15 protein-coding genes are annotated in these 15,494 nt (G+C 66.3%); 6 read left to right on the top strand and 9 right to left on the bottom strand.

What is annotated here, in order from left to right; genetic code table 11:
* Positions 1 to 121 precede the first annotated feature (121 nt).
* Complete coding sequence (locus GHK24_RS04410; RefSeq protein WP_153469597.1) at positions 122 to 2,239, bottom strand: EAL domain-containing protein; 2,118 nt, start codon at positions 2,237 to 2,239, stop codon at positions 122 to 124.
* A gap of 22 nt (positions 2,240 to 2,261) precedes the next feature.
* Positions 2,262 to 2,891, bottom strand: coding sequence for a transglutaminase-like cysteine peptidase (locus tag GHK24_RS04405; RefSeq protein ID WP_153469594.1), 630 nt, complete (start codon positions 2,889 to 2,891; stop codon positions 2,262 to 2,264).
* Positions 2,892 to 3,113: 222 nt separating this feature from the next.
* Here GHK24_RS04405 and GHK24_RS04400 point away from each other — a divergent pair, with 222 nt between their 5' ends.
* The 6 genes from GHK24_RS04400 (at position 3,114) to GHK24_RS04375 (ending at position 9,089) form a co-directional block, all read left to right on the top strand.
* Entirely contained in the window at positions 3,114 to 4,511 is a 1,398-nt protein-coding gene (locus tag GHK24_RS04400; protein ID WP_194286374.1) for an undecaprenyl-phosphate glucose phosphotransferase, read from the top strand.
* The gene (locus GHK24_RS04395) at positions 4,501 to 4,902 is read left to right on the top strand and encodes a VanZ family protein (protein WP_153469591.1); all 402 of its coding nucleotides are present in this window, start codon (positions 4,501 to 4,503) and stop codon (positions 4,900 to 4,902) included. The genes GHK24_RS04400 and GHK24_RS04395 overlap by 11 nt, the downstream gene beginning before the upstream one ends.
* 163 nt (positions 4,903 to 5,065) lie before the next feature.
* Positions 5,066 to 5,677 (top strand): hypothetical protein, encoded by a 612-nt coding sequence (locus GHK24_RS04390; protein WP_153469588.1) that lies wholly within the window; start codon positions 5,066 to 5,068, stop codon positions 5,675 to 5,677.
* A gap of 184 nt (positions 5,678 to 5,861) precedes the next feature.
* The gene (locus GHK24_RS04385) at positions 5,862 to 7,820 is read left to right on the top strand and encodes an alkaline phosphatase (RefSeq protein WP_153469585.1); all 1,959 of its coding nucleotides are present in this window, start codon (positions 5,862 to 5,864) and stop codon (positions 7,818 to 7,820) included.
* A gap of 24 nt (positions 7,821 to 7,844) precedes the next feature.
* The gene (locus tag GHK24_RS04380) at positions 7,845 to 8,531 is read left to right on the top strand and encodes a PEP-CTERM sorting domain-containing protein (RefSeq protein ID WP_153469582.1); all 687 of its coding nucleotides are present in this window, start codon (positions 7,845 to 7,847) and stop codon (positions 8,529 to 8,531) included.
* Between the two features lie 141 nt (positions 8,532 to 8,672).
* Positions 8,673 to 9,089 carry a hypothetical protein gene (locus GHK24_RS04375; protein WP_194286373.1) on the top strand — a complete coding sequence of 139 codons (417 nt, stop codon included), beginning with the start codon at positions 8,673 to 8,675 and terminating at the stop codon, positions 9,087 to 9,089.
* A 19-nt stretch (positions 9,090 to 9,108) separates the two neighbouring features.
* Here the strand turns inward: GHK24_RS04375 and GHK24_RS04370 are convergent, their stop codons facing one another.
* The 7 genes from GHK24_RS04370 to GHK24_RS04340 form a co-directional block, all read right to left on the bottom strand.
* Positions 9,109 to 9,801, bottom strand: coding sequence for a CAAX prenyl protease-related protein (locus GHK24_RS04370; RefSeq protein ID WP_153469576.1), 693 nt, complete (start codon positions 9,799 to 9,801; stop codon positions 9,109 to 9,111).
* Between the two features lie 78 nt (positions 9,802 to 9,879).
* A complete protein-coding gene (locus GHK24_RS04365; RefSeq protein ID WP_153469573.1) occupies positions 9,880 to 10,512 on the bottom strand; it encodes a hypothetical protein in 633 nt (210 codons plus the stop codon).
* Positions 10,499 to 12,160: a putative porin gene (locus tag GHK24_RS04360; protein WP_340666099.1), complete on the bottom strand. Its 1,662-nt coding sequence runs from the start codon at positions 12,158 to 12,160 to the stop codon at positions 10,499 to 10,501. The genes GHK24_RS04365 and GHK24_RS04360 overlap by 14 nt, the downstream gene beginning before the upstream one ends.
* Before the next feature lie 27 nt (positions 12,161 to 12,187).
* Positions 12,188 to 12,835: an energy transducer TonB gene (locus GHK24_RS04355; protein ID WP_153469570.1), complete on the bottom strand. Its 648-nt coding sequence runs from the start codon at positions 12,833 to 12,835 to the stop codon at positions 12,188 to 12,190.
* A gap of 6 nt (positions 12,836 to 12,841) precedes the next feature.
* Complete coding sequence (locus tag GHK24_RS04350) at positions 12,842 to 13,246, bottom strand: ExbD/TolR family protein (protein WP_153469567.1); 405 nt, start codon at positions 13,244 to 13,246, stop codon at positions 12,842 to 12,844.
* A gap of 3 nt (positions 13,247 to 13,249) precedes the next feature.
* The gene (locus GHK24_RS04345; protein WP_153469564.1) at positions 13,250 to 13,654 is read right to left on the bottom strand and encodes an ExbD/TolR family protein; all 405 of its coding nucleotides are present in this window, start codon (positions 13,652 to 13,654) and stop codon (positions 13,250 to 13,252) included.
* Positions 13,655 to 13,663: 9 nt separating this feature from the next.
* Positions 13,664 to 15,397: a DUF2341 domain-containing protein gene (locus GHK24_RS04340; RefSeq protein ID WP_228384534.1), complete on the bottom strand. Its 1,734-nt coding sequence runs from the start codon at positions 15,395 to 15,397 to the stop codon at positions 13,664 to 13,666.
* Positions 15,398 to 15,494: the final 97 nt, after the last annotated feature.

The raw sequence follows: 15,494 nt of genomic DNA, 5'->3' as shown, positions 1-15,494 counted from the left end.
GGGGCGTTGTTGGCAGAGCGAATGGAAGGCGCGGGGCCGCGAGCGGCGGATCGGCAACCGCCGGGAATACCCGCACGATAGGGCGGGTTAATGACAGACTTGCCGTTGTCTTGCAGGCGCTTTATGGGCCGTTCGGCGTATCGGCGGGGACGGGCGGCGGCAGGAGCTGTTCGCCGGCCAGCGTGTAGCCTTGGGCGCCGACAACGCCCATTTCGGCGAGTACGTCGAGCGCGCCGGGGCTGTCGAAGACCTGCGCCCATACCGGGATGTCGAGGCTGTGCGCCGAGCGCACCAGCGCGTCGACCTGAAAGCGCCGTTCGACGGCGTCAAGCCGCTGCGAGAGGGTGGCGTCGAGCTTGACGTACTGCGGCAAGAGGCGGCGCATCGCCGCCACGCCGCCTGCGTGCAGCCCGAAGTGATCGATGGCGACGCCGGCGCAGTCTGCCGGTAGGGCGTGGGCAAAGCGTTCGGCGGCGTCCAGCGCGGCGGTGGCGTCGCCTTCGCGCAGCTCGAATACGAGGCGATGCGTGGCGGGCCAGCGCTCAAGGCAGCGTAGCAGCCAGTCGGGCAGACGGCCGCTGCGAAAGCTGGCGAGCGACAGATTGACGGCGAGGGGGCCGGGCGGCAGTTGGCCGCCGTCGACGGCGCGGCGCACCCGTTCGAGCATGGCGCGGTCGATAAACTCGCCATCGCGTTCGCGCAGGACGAGCGGGAAGAAGCGCTGCGCCGCCAGCAGGTCGCCGTGCGGCCCGTGCAGACGCAAAAAAATCTCGGACTGAAGCACGGCGCCGTGGTCGCCGACGCCGATCACCGGCTGTACGGCCAGCGTGAAGTTGCCGTCGCTGATCGCGTGTTCCACCCAGCGGATCATGGCGCGGTTGCCGAGGCCGTGGGGGGCGGGCGCCTCATGCCGAATCCAGATGTGGCTGCGGCCGTTGGCGCTTGCCGCTGCCAGCGCCTGATCGGCCGCTGCCAGTGCGCTGCCGAGCAATGTGGCGGGCGGCGCCGTGCTGGGCGCGGGGCTGGCTGCGTCGTCGTTTTCCCGCGCGGTCTGCGCGGCGTGGCTGTCGAGCGCCGTCCAGCCGGCGGCGCCATGCGGCACGGGGCTGGCTGGGCGGGGCGAGGCGCTGTCGCTGCCTGCCCCGGTTGCAATGACTTCGATGGCTGCCGTGGCTTCGGTGCTGTCAGCGGCCTGGGTGGTTTCGGCGAGCGCGTTGCGGGTGATTTCATCAATGGCGGCGAGCGCGTCGGCGCTCAGCTGGTGCAGCTTTTCTTCGCTGCTCTCGCCGAGGACGACGGCGAAGGTCGCTGCATGCAGACGCGCCAGCGTCGCGTCGGCGAAGGTCTGCCGGATGCACTCGCCGACACGCCGGATGAAGTCGTCGCCGGCGCCGTATCCCAGACGGCGGTTGATCTCCTCGACGCCGCCCGCTTCGATCAAGCCAAGCCACAGGGCGTCGTGGTTGCCGGCCAACTGTACTTCCAGTCCGTGCCGATTGGGGAGCCCGGTCAGGCGGTCGGTCAGGGCGGCATCCCGAAAATGCTCGGCGCGTCGTTCTTCCTCGTGCAGTCGGCTGTTGACGAGATCGACGAGGCGATTGAAGCCGGCGATGAAATTCGCCAGTTCGCGCACGCGGGTCTGTAGCGCGATGGGCGTAATGCGGCGTGCTGCCGCCGCGCTGGCGATGCGCTCGACCGCCGCCATCGGCGCCAGCAGCCGGCGCAGCCACTGGCGCAGCAGCAGCAAGGCCAGCAGGTAGATGGTGAGTAGCCAGAGGAGCGCCTGCGTCGTGCCGTGCCAGAGTTGGCGCAGGGCGAATTGCGTGTCAGCGTCGACCTCGACGCGGCCGGCCTGCCGCCAGCCGGCGATCACCTTGGCTTCGGCGTGCGGCGCTTCGAGGCCGGCCAGGGCGGCAAACCAGCGCGGCGGTGGCGCGGTGTCGCTGCTGTCGGCGATTTCTTCGTCGACGGTTCGGTCGTCGACGTCGCTGACGCGAATGCGCCGGTAGTAGCCACGGTCAAAAACCGGAAGCACGGTCGTTCTGACGAGTGCCGGATCGCTGTCGCGCAGGGCGCTGCTCAGCGACAGGGCGAGCGCCGTTGCTGTCTCCTGCGTGTGGGCGGCCATCTGTTCGCGCAGGAATTCCCGGCCGGCCTGCCACTGGCCGACGGCAATGCCGAGCAGGGCGAGGCCGAAGATCAGCGCGCCGCCAAGGACAAGCTGTCGTTGCAGGGTCATGGGATGGCCTCGCGCGGTGGGTTCATAGCTCGCCTTCACTCTGCATGCGCTGGCGCAGGTCTTTCCAGCGTCGCACCATGGGGATGCCGTCGCGGCGTACGTCGTCGTCGTTGAAGCTGAAGACGGGGATGAGGTCGGGGCGCTCGGAGACGGGTAGCACGCGCGGGTTGAGATTGTCGAGAATCAGCGGTTCGCCGCCGGAGGTGGCGTAATAGGCGAGGACCATGTGGTTTTCGATGCGACTGCCGTTGAGCGCCCGCACGTAGGTCATGCGCAGGCGTTCGCTGGGCACTCCGGCGTCGCGCAGGGCGAAGTATTTGGCGATGGCGTAGTCTTCGCAGTCGCCACCGTTGCTGGCGACGAATTCGAGCGGCGTTGCCCAGTATTCCGCCTGCTGCCAGTGTTCGAGATCGCTCACCGGCGGGATGGCGTTGGCCTTGGCGTTGATCGCGGCGAGTTGGCCGAGGCTGCCGATGTCGCTTGGCGCCCGTTCGTGCTGCCAGTGGAGGATGCGCGGTGGCGCCGGTGGGCCGAAGCGTGTGGCGGCGTAGCGCAGCAGTCCGGGCGAGGGCTGATCGAGGTAGGCGGTCGCCGTATGCGTGTGGGCGATGAGGCCGAGGGCGATCACCACGCAGGCGCGTCGGGGCGACATCGGCCGGCGTTCAGGTGGGGCGCCGCGCTCTTGCCCGGGGGCAGTGCGCGCGATCGGGAGCGGGGGGCGTCATCGGCTGCCTAGTCTAGGTGGGCCATATGAATGGCAGATGACAAGGGAGTACGCTAGGGCGTAGTCCCCGGTCATATTTACTCCACATCGCACGGGTATTTTGGCGGTTCGCCCGCTCGTCTGCGGTTTGCCCCTGCCCCCCCGGTTCCCATGCTCGCCGTTCTCAATCGTCAGCAGCGTCTGCTCAAGACGCAACTCAGCTTGACCTCGTTGCTCGAGTTGACGCTCGATCCCTTGGTCATCGTCGCCATGCTGGCGGTGTGCACGCTCGTCCACGAGGCAAGCATCGATGCGCCTATCGTCGTGCTGGCGCTGATCGTCTTTTCGCTGAGCTTCCCCGGCGCGTCGCGCTTGCAGGATAGCCCCGGCAAGCTGGTGCGGGAGGTTATCCTCTACTGGTGCGCACTGGCCCTGCTGCTGCTGTTTTTTGGCTACGCCAGCGGTTATCTGAAGGTCTTTCCGGCAGAGGTGCTGCTCTCCTGGGCGCTGGCGACACCGCTGGCGCTGTCGGCGGCGCATCTTGCGGCGCGGGCGCTGGTGCCGCGGGTGCTTGCCATGCAGGGCAACCAGCGGACGGCAGTGATCATCGGCAAGACCGATCACGGCGCGCGACTGGCCAGCCAGTTTCGTGACGACCCGTTTCTCGGCGTGCGCGTGCTCGGGTTTTTCGACGACCGCGACCGCCTGCGTCTGGGGGACGCGGGCGGCGGCGCCACCTTATTGGGCAAGGTCGGCGAGGCGCTGGGTTTTGTGCAGGAAAACCGCGTCGATCTGATTTACATCACCCTGCCAATGGCGACACAGCCTCGCATCATGGCGCTCCTCGACGATCTGCGCGATACGACGGCATCGATCTACTTCGTCCCCGATGTCTTCGTGACCGACCTGATTCAGGGACGGCTGGCGAACATTCGTGGCATCCCCGCCGTCGCCGTCTGCGAATCGCCGTTCACCGGGCTGGATGGCGCGATCAAGCGAACGAGCGACATCGTCCTGTCGCTGCTGATTCTTGTCCTGATCTCGCCGCTGATGCTGGCGATTGCCGTTGGCGTCAAACGCAGTTCGCCCGGCCCGGTGCTCTTCAAGCAGCGGCGCTATGGTGCCGACGGCAAGGAGATCGTCGTGTACAAATTCCGCTCGATGACGGTCTGCGAGGACGGCGAGCGCATCGTGCAGGCGACGCGCAACGATCAGCGGGTAACGCGTCTGGGCGCCTTCCTGCGCAAATCATCGCTCGATGAGTTGCCGCAGTTCATCAATGTCCTGCAAGGGCGCATGAGCATCGTCGGCCCGCGTCCGCACGCGGTGGCGCACAACGAGCTGTATCGCCGCCTGATCAAGGGCTACATGGTGCGCCACAAGGTCAAGCCGGGCATCACCGGCTGGGCGCAGGTCAGCGGGTATCGCGGCGAAACCGACACGGTCGACAAGATGCAAAAGCGCATCGAATACGACCTCGATTACCTGCGTAACTGGTCACTCGGCCTCGATTTGTGGATCATCGCCAAGACGGTCAGCGTCGTTCTCAAGGACCGGCATGCCTATTGAGTTCCTGCGCCGGCAGTTGGCGGGCGAGGTGGCTGGCGTTTCGGCGTTTGCGCTGGCCTGTCTGCTCGGCGCCGGGCTGCTGGTGACGGGCCTTTTCGGGCTAGGCGCGACGCCCGTGGCGGTCGGCCTGTTCGTGCCGCCATGGGACAAGCTCGCCCATGCCACGACCTTCGCCTGCCTGACCGGGCTTCTGGCCTGCGGCTTCGGCGGGCGGCGATTGGCGATGGCGGGGGCGCTGGCGTTCGCCGTCGGCGCGCTGGACGAGACCTTGCAGCGCTATCACCCCGGTCGGCAGTCCGACCTCGCCGATCTCGCGGCCGATCTGGTCGGGGTTTTGCTGGCCGTCGTGCTGCTGCGACTGCTCCAGCGTTCGGCGCGACGGCGCCACTGAGGCGGGCGCGGCAGGGCGCTCCGCCCATTTGGGCTAAGGCCAGCCGGACCAAGGCATCGCCTCGCCTGCCGCCGGAACTAGCCGGCGTTAATACGTCTGACATGCGTCACTTCTAAGATGCTCCGCACGCCCTCGTTGCAGGGTTTTCCGGAGTGACGATTTAATGCATGTAAACAATGACCTCCGCCGTCGGCGGACGCTGTCGGCGTGGCCGGCGGGTGTCTCGGCGCTGTGGCTGACGGCGGGACTCCTTTCGCTCACGCCCACCGTCGCGCTGGCGCACGGTGAGGCGGTGACGCCGCATCGCCTGCCCGCCATCGAGGTGCGTGGCGAACTGCCGCCGCTGAAGGCGGGCGTTGCCAGCCTCAAGTTCGGCGAATTCTTCGCCATGCCGGTCGGCCCGCTCGGACTCGAACCGTCAGCCAGGCTGCTCGCGCTCAATGGCAAGACGGTGCGTCTCGTCGGCTACATGGTGCGCGAGGAGGAACCCACCGCCGGACGCTTCCTCTTCTCGCCGCTGCCAGTTGTGCTCGGCGACGAGGACGAAAGCCTTTCCGACGATCTGCCGCCGTCGACCGTCACCGTCCACGTCCAGGGAGCCGGCACGCAAACCACGCCGTATATCGACGGACTCCTGCATCTTACCGGCACGCTCGAAGTCGGCGCGCAGGAGGAAGCCGACGGACGCGTCTCCAGCGTGCGCCTGCAACTCGACGCCCCGCTTTCCAGACGCCTGCTGCGTGCGCGGCCCGTCGTTCGCGCGGTGGCCCGCTGATGCTCACGCAGTCGTTGCGGCGAGTCCTGATGATTCCGCGCGCTTTCGCCCGTGCGGGGGAGGCGTTTGATCCGTGCTGCCTGGCCCCGCTTAGTCACGTCGTTCCCGCTCCCCACGTTTTGCCCGTCGTTCATTTCGTTCTTTTCTGACGCTTTTCCCCACCTTGAATCCCGGAGATTTCTTCATGCCTACGCCTTGTTTTGCTCGCAAGATCCTGCCCGCGCTGCTCTGTGCGCTGGCTGCCGCCGCGGGTGTCGCCGACGCCGCGCCGACGATTTCGCGCCTGACGCCGCCGTCGAACCCGCTCTCCGCTGACGCGGTGACGCTGGCACGCTTCCTCCCCGGTCAGCGTTTCGACCTGCAGGCGACGGTTCGCCCCGACGCCGGACAGACGATCAGCTCGGTTGAATTCAAGGTCGACGGCGTCAGCGTCGGCACGATCAGCGGCAACGGCGTCGTCGGCAACAAAAGCCTGCTGCCGGCGACGGCGATCACCGCCACTGTGCCGAACGCGGTGGCCGCCTCGCTGCGTGCCTACTCGACGCAATCGGTCGGCGTGCACACCCTGACGGCCGTGGCGACACAGAGCGATGGCTCGGTGGTGTCGCGCGACGGCAACTTCGAAGTCGTCGGCATCGTCGCCAACAACGGCCGTCCGGCGAAGAACATCATCATCATGCTCGGCGACGGCATGGGCGCCGCGCACCGCACGGCGGCGCGCATCATGGCCAAGGGCTACGCGCAGGGCAAGGCGCAGGGCCGTCTGGCGATGGACACCTTCCCCTACACCGGCATGGTGATGACCGCCTCGCTCGACTCGATCGTCACCGACTCGGCGCCGGGCATGGCCAACTACGTCACCGGCAACAAGGCGCAGAACAATCAGGAAGGCGTCTTCCCCGACGACACCACCGACGCCTTTGACAACCCGCGCGTCGAATATCTCTCCGAATACCTGCACCGCAACCGCAACACTGCGCTTGGCATCGTTACCACCGCAGATGTCTTCGACGCGACGCCGGCCGCCAACGCCGTGCACACCTCGAACCGCGGCAACGGCACGGGCATCGTCGACCAGTTCCTCGACGACCGCAAACTGACCGGCCTGACGGTTCTCATGGGGGGCGGTCGCAAGTGGTTCCTGCCGAATGCCTCGAATTCGACCAATCCGCAGGCAACCAACGGCTCGCAGCGCAAGACCTCGACCGACTATGTGCTGCCCGACGACCTCGTCGCCGGCTGGGGCGCCAGCAAGGGCAAGCTCGACGCCGGTCGTGACCTGATCGCCGACTTCCAGTCGGCGGGCTACACCTACGCGCCCGACAAGAGCGCGCTCGACGCCGCTGGCGTTCCCGACAAGCTGCTCGGTCTCTTCACCTTCTCGAACATGAACGTCGCGCTCGACAAGATCAACGCGCGTCGTGGCGTGTCGACGGTGGTCAATGACTACGGCTTCCCCGATCAGCCGATGCTGGACGAAATGACCGACAAGGCGCTGAAGGTGCTGAACAAGAACAACGCCAACGGCTTCGTGCTGATGGTCGAAGGCGCCTCGATCGACAAGCAGGCACACCTGATGGACAGCGACCGCTGGATTCTCGAAACGATCGAGTTTGATCGCGCCATCCAGAAGGCCAAGGACTTCGCCACCGCCAATCCCGACACCCTCGTCATCGTCACCGCCGACCACGAGTGCGCCGGCGCGGCGATCATCGGTGCCTACACGGGCACGGGCGCCTCGAAGAGCAACGTCGCCACCTACGAAGCCGCCAAGTTCCCGAAATACACGATCAACGCCGACGGCTACCCGCAGACGACCGACATCGCCGGCAAGATGCTGATCGGCTACGGCGCTAACGCCGACCGCTACGAAACCTGGCAAGCCTATCCGCAGCCGGCGCAGGATTCGCAGCAGCCCTTCGTCGGTGCGGCACCGCTCAACACCTACCCGGTTAACGCAGCGGCGCGCACTGGCAACGGCTTCCTGATCAGCGGTCAGGTTTCCGGCGAGCAGGCCGTGCATACGGCGACCGACATTCCGCTGTCGGCCTACGGTCGCGGCGCCTCGCTCTTCACCGGCGTCTTTGACAACACCGACGTCTTCTTCAAGCTCGGCCAGATCGCCATCGGCGGCGCCAAGTAATTTCACTTGCCCAGGAGTATTCGCATGCGCAAAAAAATCTTTACCCTGCGTAACGCCGTGCTCGCCGCCGCCCTCGCGGCGACCAGTGCGGCGGCGCAGGCTGACATCGCCATCGATGTGAATCTGAGCTTCGACAACGTCGCCTCCGGCAGCACGGCCAATTCGGCCCTCGGCCAATGGGGCTCGGTGGCCCGCTTCGTCAATCCGGATCGTGAAGACGATGTCGACGCCAACGGCTACACCGGCACTTTCCACTGGATCGACGCTACGGCCACCTATGGCGACGTGCGGGTGATCAGCAGCCCGTTCGCCGTTTCCGGCAACAACGTGCTGTTCAACGACCACCAGCCGATCCTGCTCACCTTCGCGGCGCCGGTGAACATCGCCGCCTTCTCGATCCAGCAGGACACCTCGGGCTACGGCAACCTGCAACTGAACGGCAGCTATCTCTCCTTCCTCGACGCGACGGGGCACGAGATCGCCGGCAGCCAGCTCTACTTCACGCAAGGCGGCAATCCCGGCCTTCTGCTGAAGACGACTGGCACGTTCAACAACGTCTCCTCGATCTTCCTGCCCGCAGGCGTCAATTACGACAACCTGCGTTTGCAGACGGTCGCGGCGGTGCCGGAGCCCGAAAGCTGGGCCATGCTCTCCGGCGGCTTGCTGCTGCTCGGCGCGCTGGCGCGTCGCCGTCGGTCGCACGGCGCCTGAGGTCGCGGCGTCTTGTCACACGACGCACTGGCTGGCGGCCTTCGGGCCGCCAGTTTTTTTTCTGCCGCGCCGGGCCTGCGCGCACGTGGCGTGCTGCCTGGGTTCGGGGTCAGGGTCGGGCTTTGTCTTTGGCTCGGCTGCGTGGCCTTGCCGACGCCGTCGCACGCGTCGACCGTCAAGTATTTCGGCGCGACCGCGCTCTATGTAGTGGAAGACGGCGACGGCACCCTTCTTTTCACCGACATCGAGCCGGCGGATGCCGTGGCGAGCGAATCCATCGCGCCCGCCATCGCCGGCCGACGCCGCGATGGGCGCCACGCCGGCGCTGCGGCGCGGGCCGCTGGTAATGTGGCTGCGGCGCCTTCGCCCTCAAGCCCTGCAATGGCGGGCGCGTCGGCGGCCCATACTGACGAGCGCCTCGCTCGCGTCACGCCGCGCTGGCCCGCGCTGGGGACTGACACCGGTGTGGACGGCGAGGGAGCGGAGGCGGCGGATGGCGTCGCTGAAGATCCTCAGCCAGCGCATCGCGATGGTGGCGTCCCGCCCGACGACCACTGAGCGCCCCGTTTCACCAGAATTACCAGAACCACCAGCGGCCGGTGGCCAGCACCCAGATGCCGAGCAGGAGATTGGTCGTCGCGTGCGCGAGGATCGGCGACCAGAGCGTTCCGCTTTGCCGGTACAAGGCGCCGTAGGTGAGGCCGGCCATAATCCCGGCGCACCACAGGGTATGTTCGATGCCGAAGAGGGCGGCGCTGATTACCAGCGCGCGCAGGCTGATCGCCGCCGGCGCGAGACGCAGGAAGGCGGCCTCGTCGATCCAGCGCAGGATGAACGAGCGCCAGAACAGCTCTTCCATCACCGGCACGACCGCAGCGGCGCCGAAGAGGCGCAGCATCGCCAGCGGCCAATCGATATCGCCCGCCGGCGTGCGCGGGTCAAAACCGCTGCCGGCGCGGCCAAATGTCGCCCATGCCGCGTCGAGATGAATCCAGACGACAAAAACGCCCGCGCCAACGAGGATGGCCGTGGCCATTGCGCGCCCGCTCAGGGCGACGGGGCGCAGTTCACCAAAGCGCGGAGCGAAAGCAAGCAGCGCCAGCAGCACGGCGCCAATCTGCACGCCATACAGCCAACGTCCATCCCAGCCCGCCGGCAGCGCAGCGCGCAGCCAGGGGAGTATCGCGAGAAAGGCGATGTAGAGGGCGAAGGGGAGGCTGCGCGGTAGTGCCGCTCGGGCGTCCTCCGCGGCCTGCGTGAGGAGTGTCATTGGCGACGCCGCTCGTCTGGTGTTCCGCCGACGCGTTGAGCGGGAAGGACGCGGCAGGGGAAGGTGAGGCAGAACGCCCTAGCGGCGCAGTTTTTTCTCGTCGAGTTGCGCACGGTTGTCTTCGATGAGGTTTTCGATCTCGACGCGTTTCAGCCCGGTAAACGGCTCGCCCTGCAAGGCAGAATCGAGGCAGCTTTTTTTCTCGTAGCGCTCGAGGAGATCGACGCCTTGCTGATGCAGCGCCTCGTTTCTGGCTGCGCAGTCGGCGAGGGCTTTTTTCTGCTCGGCGGCCAGTGCGTCGAGGCGTCGACGCTCGGTGTCGCTGGCGCGTAACTGCTCCTGCGTGCGCTGCAGTTCGCTTTCGGTGTCGCTGAGTCGAGCGGCGATGGCGTCTTTGGCGCTTTTCAGGGCGTCGGCCTCGCGGCGCAGGAGCGTTGCCCGGCGCGTTTCGCCGTCGGCTTTTTGGCGCACGCTGGCAAGTTCGCTATCGGCGGCGGCTTTTTCCTGTTGCAGTTGGGCGTTCTCCTGTTCGAGCTTGTGTTGCATCTGTTGCAGGCGGCGCAGTTGCTCCTTGCCGGGCGTCTTGTCGGCAGCATCGGCGGGGGCCGCCAGCGCGCCGAGCAGCAGCGCGAGGGCGAGGCAAGCCTGGGGGTGGGTGGCGGCGCGTGTGCTGCTGAAGGCACGCGTGGCGGCGCGGTCAGAACTGGACATTGAGGTCTGCCTGCAGGACGTCGACGGCGAAACGCTGGCCGGCGACGAGGGAGAAGGAGTCGATGGATTCGGCGGAGTACCAGCGCAGGCCGATATTGGCGTTGCGGTCGATGCCGTAGTGCGCGGAGAGCATGTAGCCCTTGAGATTGGTGCCGCCCAGACCGAAGTCGGAGTCGGTAAAGGCGTCGACGACTGCGTCCGAGCCGAGGTAACGGTAGGAGAAAGCGACTTGCCAGTCGCGCGCCTTTTCCAGCTTGGGCATGCCGACGGTGATCTTGTAGAGATAGCCGTAGTCCTTGCCGTCGCTTATCGACGTTTGCGTGCGGTTGGCGATCTCGCCACGGTCGAAGGCCGTGTTCTTGACGTAGTCGCCAGTGAGAACGACGTGCACCGGGTCGAAATGCGCGAGATCGAGCGAAGCGGTGAGGTTGACCGGGCGGAAGCGCGAGGCGAGCCCCCAGAGGGTCGACGTGGCGCCGTCGAGCGGGGCATTGGTACGGAAAAGGGTGTTGCCCTTCTGGCGAAGACTCGCGCCGTATTCGTACTGGCCGTATGAGGCGCTGTTCTGGTAGCTGGTATTGCTTTCTTTCTGGCCCTCGAAGTTGTTGAAGCTGTACATCGCGGCGCCGAACTTCAGCCGCGTGTTGCTGCTGAGATCCCACTGTGCGCCGGCCTGCGCGCCGCTCATCGCCCGCCCGTGCGTTGCCGGCGGGTTGTCTTCCTTGATCGGAAAGTAACCGACGGTGAGGAAGGGTTTGAAGCTGTTGTTGGCGAAGCTGCCTTTGAGGCTGGCCGCGCCACCTTCGAAGTTGAGGTTTTCCGACCAGACGAGTTCGGTCGAGAAGAACGGGTTGGGGATGCGTCCGCCGCTCAGCGAGAGCCATTCGGCGGGGTCGTATCTGACGTAGGCGCGGTCGACGACGAGCGCGTATTTGTTCCAGTCCTGACCCAGCGTCTGGTTGGTCGACACGCGGTCAGTGGTGTTGCCGGTCGACAGGCGGAGGCCGGCGCTCCATTCGTCGGAGATTTTCGCGAGCATGCCAAGGCGGGCGCGCAGACGGTAGCGTTCGCGGTTCTCGGTGGTGTTGTTGTTGGCGACGGGGGAAGCGTTTGCCGTACTCATGCCGGTGAAGCCCGCCGCGCGGGTGGCGCCATACGTGTTGGCGAGCGCGGCGTAGCTGGCGGCGGGGGTGTTGTCCCGGTCAAAACTGTCCGCCTGGTAGCGCAGGCGTATGTCGCCTTCCCATTTGATCGAGTCGAGCCAGGCGGGGATCGCGTTCGGCTCGGCCCAGCGTTCGCTTCTCGCTTGCGCCAGCACTTCCTGCTTGAGTTGCTCGCGAATCTCGTTCTTGACGGTTTCGGGAACGTATTGCACGCGCACGGGCGCGCCGCTGCGGGTTTTGTCCTTGGCGGCGCTGGCGGTGGCAGCCTGTGCTTTGGCTTCGGCGTTCTTGATCATGGCGGCCGCTTTTTCCCGGCTGAAGATTCCCTGTTCGACCAGCGCGTCGATCAGGTTCAGCGTCGTCTGGCGCAGTGTTTCGAGCGACTCGCGTTCGTCCGCGGCATGGCTCGCCGCCGGCGCCAGCGACATCGAGGCAACGAACAGGCCGGCAACGCCAAGCTGCAACGGTGAGCGAAAAAACTCCACGAAATTCTCCCTTGAAGAATGGTTTGATCAGCCCGCGCCGCGGGCCGTGATACGAATGCGGATCGGTTGCGGCATGTTGTCCGGCGGCGCCTCGCGCATCGGTGCGATTTGCAGCAAGGTCTCGCGCAGGAGCTGATCGAGCGCCGCGTTGCCGGCGCTTTGCGCCAGTTCGGCACGCTCGACCGTGCCGTCGTGACGCAGCCAGAGACGAACGGTGATGCGGTAGTCCGATTCGCGCAGCTTGCGGTTGCGGTTGAGTTCTTCCTGCAAATGGCGTTGCAGTCGACCGGCATAGGCGTTTTGCAGGGCGCTGCCGATGCTGCCGCCGACGTAGTCGCGGCCGACCGATCCGGCGGCGAAGGGGCTGCCGCCGTCGCCGGCGGCGCCTTCCATCTTCAGCGGCGCGTTTTGCGCGGGCGGCGCTTCTTTCGGCGGCTCGTTGCGCATCTCTTTCTTCTCTTCCTTCGGCGGCTCCGGCTTCCTTTCCTCTTTCGGTGGCGGCGGTGGCGGCGTGTCGGGCATGAGCGTTACCGTCGGCGGCTTGCGCGGTCGTTCATGGCCGCCGCCGAGCAGACTTTTCAGCCCCCAGAGGGCGAGGCCGATGCCAAGGACAGCCGCGACGGCGAGCAGGGCGATCTGCGCCGGATGCCGGCGTGGGGGCGCGTTCGTGCTCATCTGCGTTCAGTTGCCGATACGGGCGGTGATCAGGCCGACCGAGCCGATGCCCATCGCCCCGGTGAGATCGAGGACTTCGACGACGCGCGCGTAATTCACCGCCGGGTCGCCCTTGAGGACGACGGCGGTCTTCGGGTCGCGGGCGAGCGCGCTCTTCAGCTGGATTTCGAGTTCGCCGACGCTGACGCCGGCGCCGTTCAGATGCAGCGAGCCATCGGGCAGGATCTGGATGATCTTCAGATCGTGCTTTTCGGTCACCGGCTTGTTCGACGGCTTTGGCAGGTCGATCGACAGGCCCTGCACCGAGGCGGTGGTCATGATGATGAAGATGACCAGCAGCACGTAAGCGAGGTCGAGCATCGGCGTCACGTTGATGCTGTCGTAGGGTTTGCTTTCGCTCTGGATCTGCATGGTCTAGGGCGCGGCGTGCGTGGTGGCCAGCCCGAGGCTGGTAATGTCGTTGCGCTTGAGCAGTTCCATCACTTCCATGACGCGGGCGTACTGGACGTGCGCGTCGCCCTTGATGACGACCGACAGCTGCGGATTGACGGCGCGGTACTGCGCCATGCGCTGTTCGAGCTGGTCGATCGTCACCGGGTAGGCGTCGAGGAACATGTCGCCCGTCTGGTTGATGGTGATCGCCTTGGTCTGCGGCTTGGCCAGGCTGGTCGACGCCTGCGCTTTCGGCAGATCGACCTTCACCCCCTGCACCGAGGCGGTGGTCATGATGATGAAGATGACCAGCAGCACGTAGGCCAGATCGAGCATCGGCGTGACGTTGATGTCGTCGTAGGGCTGGTTTTCTTCCTGGATCTGCATGGTCGGCGATCAGCGCGAGTGCAGTTCGGCGGCGCGCGTCAGGAACTCGTCGACGAACACCTGTGTGTCGGCCGAGACGTTCTTGATCTGGATCGCCAGCCAGTTGTAGCCGAACAGCGCCGGAATGGCGACGGCCAGACCGGCGACCGTTGCGACCAGCGCCGCCGCGATACCGGGCGCGATCGAGTTCACATTGACGTCGCCGGCGGCGGCAATCGCCGCGAAGGTGATCATCACGCCGACGACGGTGCCGAGCAGACCGAGGAAAGGCCCGCCGGAAATGGCGATGGTCAGCAGCACCATCTGGCTGTTCAGGCGCTGGCTCTCGCGCACCATCGCCGCGTCAATCGAGGCGCGGATGATGTTCAGCGACGAATCGCTGAGACCGCCGGCGCGGCCGCGCGCGGCGAAGCGCTGCCGCATTTCGGCAATGCCCGTGGCGTAGATGCGGTAGATCGGCGAGGCGCTGACTTCGCCGCCATTGGCGATGGCGCGCGCCGCTTCGGTATCCGGGTCGAGCAGCGCGTCGGATTCGGCGCGGAAGCGTTCGAGGAAGTGGCGGTTGGCACGCTGGGTGGTAACGAGGAATCGCGTTTTGCCGATCATCACCGCGACGCTGATGACGGCCATCAGCATCAGGATGCCGATCACGATCCAGCCGTCGACGGTCACCGCGCCAAGCAGGATCGAGAAATAGGAGACGCTTTCGCCTTCGTCGTCATCGGCCGGGGCGAGCATCGGGCTGTCGGGCTGCTGGCTGCCGTAGAGTGCCTTGATGTAGTCCGCCGGGCGCGCCGTCGCCGCCAGCGTCAGTTCGTCGAGGTCGCCGCGATAACCGGCGGCGAGGCTGATGTCGCCGCCAAGGTCGCCGCTGGCGAGTTCGCCGCTGCCTGCTTCGGCGCCGTTGACGTACAGCAGCACGCGCTTGCCGGCGAGCGTGACAGCGACGTGTTGCCAGAGGCCCGGCGCGATGTTCGCGCTTGAACTGATCGTCTTGCCGTTGAAGGTGACGGTGAGCTTGCCGCCAGCCAGAGCGATGGCGAGGCTCTGGCTGCCCGTGCCCTGATGGAAAAGCTCGCCGGATTGCACGTCGCCGGGCTTGATCCAGGCGCTGAAGCTGAAGCCGTTGGCGGCGATCAGGCGCAGCGAGGGCGCCGCCGGGACGATGAGCGGCGCACTGCCATCGAGGCGGATCGCTCCGCCAAGCGGGCCGGCAACGGTTGCGGGCTGCACGTCGCGCGGATGGTTGGCGTTGCCGGTGGCGTCGCGTAGCGGGCCGTTGTCAGAGAAGTGCAGGACCAGCGTTTGCGCCGCGTCGTAGCTGCCTTTGGCGTCGCTGCCGGGCGCGGCCTTGTCGTTGCCCCAGAAGAGCTGAAGGGCGTCCGTTTTGGCCGACGGCGTGAGTTTCGGCTGCTGCACCCAGAGCACGGCGAGCTCATTGGTGGCGTCGTACTTTTCGAGGTGAAAGCGTAGCGGCGTCTTGCCATCGGCGGCCGTGACGCGCAGATCGCTGCCGTCGGCGCGCGCCTCGGCAAAAGCGAAGTTGCCGCTGTGCAGACGCAAGGCCAGCGGTACCAGACTGGCGCCTTGTTTCAGCTCGACGCCATCGGCGCTCGTATCGATGCTGATCGTCTGTCTGTGCTTCCAGTCGTCGGGCGCGAAGGTCTCGGCGGCGTGAGCGGCGAGGGCGGCGAGGCTGGACAGGGCAAGTACGGCGGCCATCCAGTGAGTGAGTTTATTCATGGGGGCGGGTGAGCAGTGTCTGATGGGTGTGGCGGGCGGACAGGGGGAGCGCGTGGCGGTCGTGTGGCGTGGAGTGTGTGCTCAAATTATTACAATG

Origin of the sequence: Rhodocyclus gracilis (assembly GCF_009617575.1) — a bacterium.
GTDB classification, from domain to species: domain Bacteria; phylum Pseudomonadota; class Gammaproteobacteria; order Burkholderiales; family Rhodocyclaceae; genus Rhodocyclus; species Rhodocyclus gracilis.
Note: the sequence above shows the minus strand (reverse complement) of the source record. Positions and strands in the feature narration are given on the sequence as shown.

Excerpts from the sequence above, each read along its gene's own strand:
- GHK24_RS04410 (WP_153469597.1), bottom strand. The coding sequence starts at position 2,239 with ATGACCCTGCAACGACAGCTTGTCCTTGGCGGCGCGCTGATCTTCGGC.
- GHK24_RS04405 (WP_153469594.1), bottom strand. The coding sequence starts at position 2,891 with ATGTCGCCCCGACGCGCCTGCGTGGTGATCGCCCTCGGCCTCATCGCC.
- GHK24_RS04400 (WP_194286374.1), top strand. The coding sequence starts at position 3,114 with ATGCTCGCCGTTCTCAATCGTCAGCAGCGTCTGCTCAAGACGCAACTC.
- GHK24_RS04395 (WP_153469591.1), top strand. The coding sequence starts at position 4,501 with ATGCCTATTGAGTTCCTGCGCCGGCAGTTGGCGGGCGAGGTGGCTGGC.
- GHK24_RS04390 (WP_153469588.1), top strand. The coding sequence starts at position 5,066 with ATGCATGTAAACAATGACCTCCGCCGTCGGCGGACGCTGTCGGCGTGG.
- GHK24_RS04385 (WP_153469585.1), top strand. The coding sequence starts at position 5,862 with ATGCCTACGCCTTGTTTTGCTCGCAAGATCCTGCCCGCGCTGCTCTGT.
- GHK24_RS04380 (WP_153469582.1), top strand. The coding sequence starts at position 7,845 with ATGCGCAAAAAAATCTTTACCCTGCGTAACGCCGTGCTCGCCGCCGCC.
- GHK24_RS04370 (WP_153469576.1), bottom strand. The coding sequence starts at position 9,801 with ATGACACTCCTCACGCAGGCCGCGGAGGACGCCCGAGCGGCACTACCG.
- GHK24_RS04365 (WP_153469573.1), bottom strand. The coding sequence starts at position 10,512 with ATGTCCAGTTCTGACCGCGCCGCCACGCGTGCCTTCAGCAGCACACGC.
- GHK24_RS04355 (WP_153469570.1), bottom strand. The coding sequence starts at position 12,835 with ATGAGCACGAACGCGCCCCCACGCCGGCATCCGGCGCAGATCGCCCTG.
- GHK24_RS04350 (WP_153469567.1), bottom strand. The coding sequence starts at position 13,246 with ATGCAGATCCAGAGCGAAAGCAAACCCTACGACAGCATCAACGTGACG.
- GHK24_RS04345 (WP_153469564.1), bottom strand. The coding sequence starts at position 13,654 with ATGCAGATCCAGGAAGAAAACCAGCCCTACGACGACATCAACGTCACG.
- GHK24_RS04340 (WP_228384534.1), bottom strand. The coding sequence starts at position 15,397 with ATGAATAAACTCACTCACTGGATGGCCGCCGTACTTGCCCTGTCCAGC.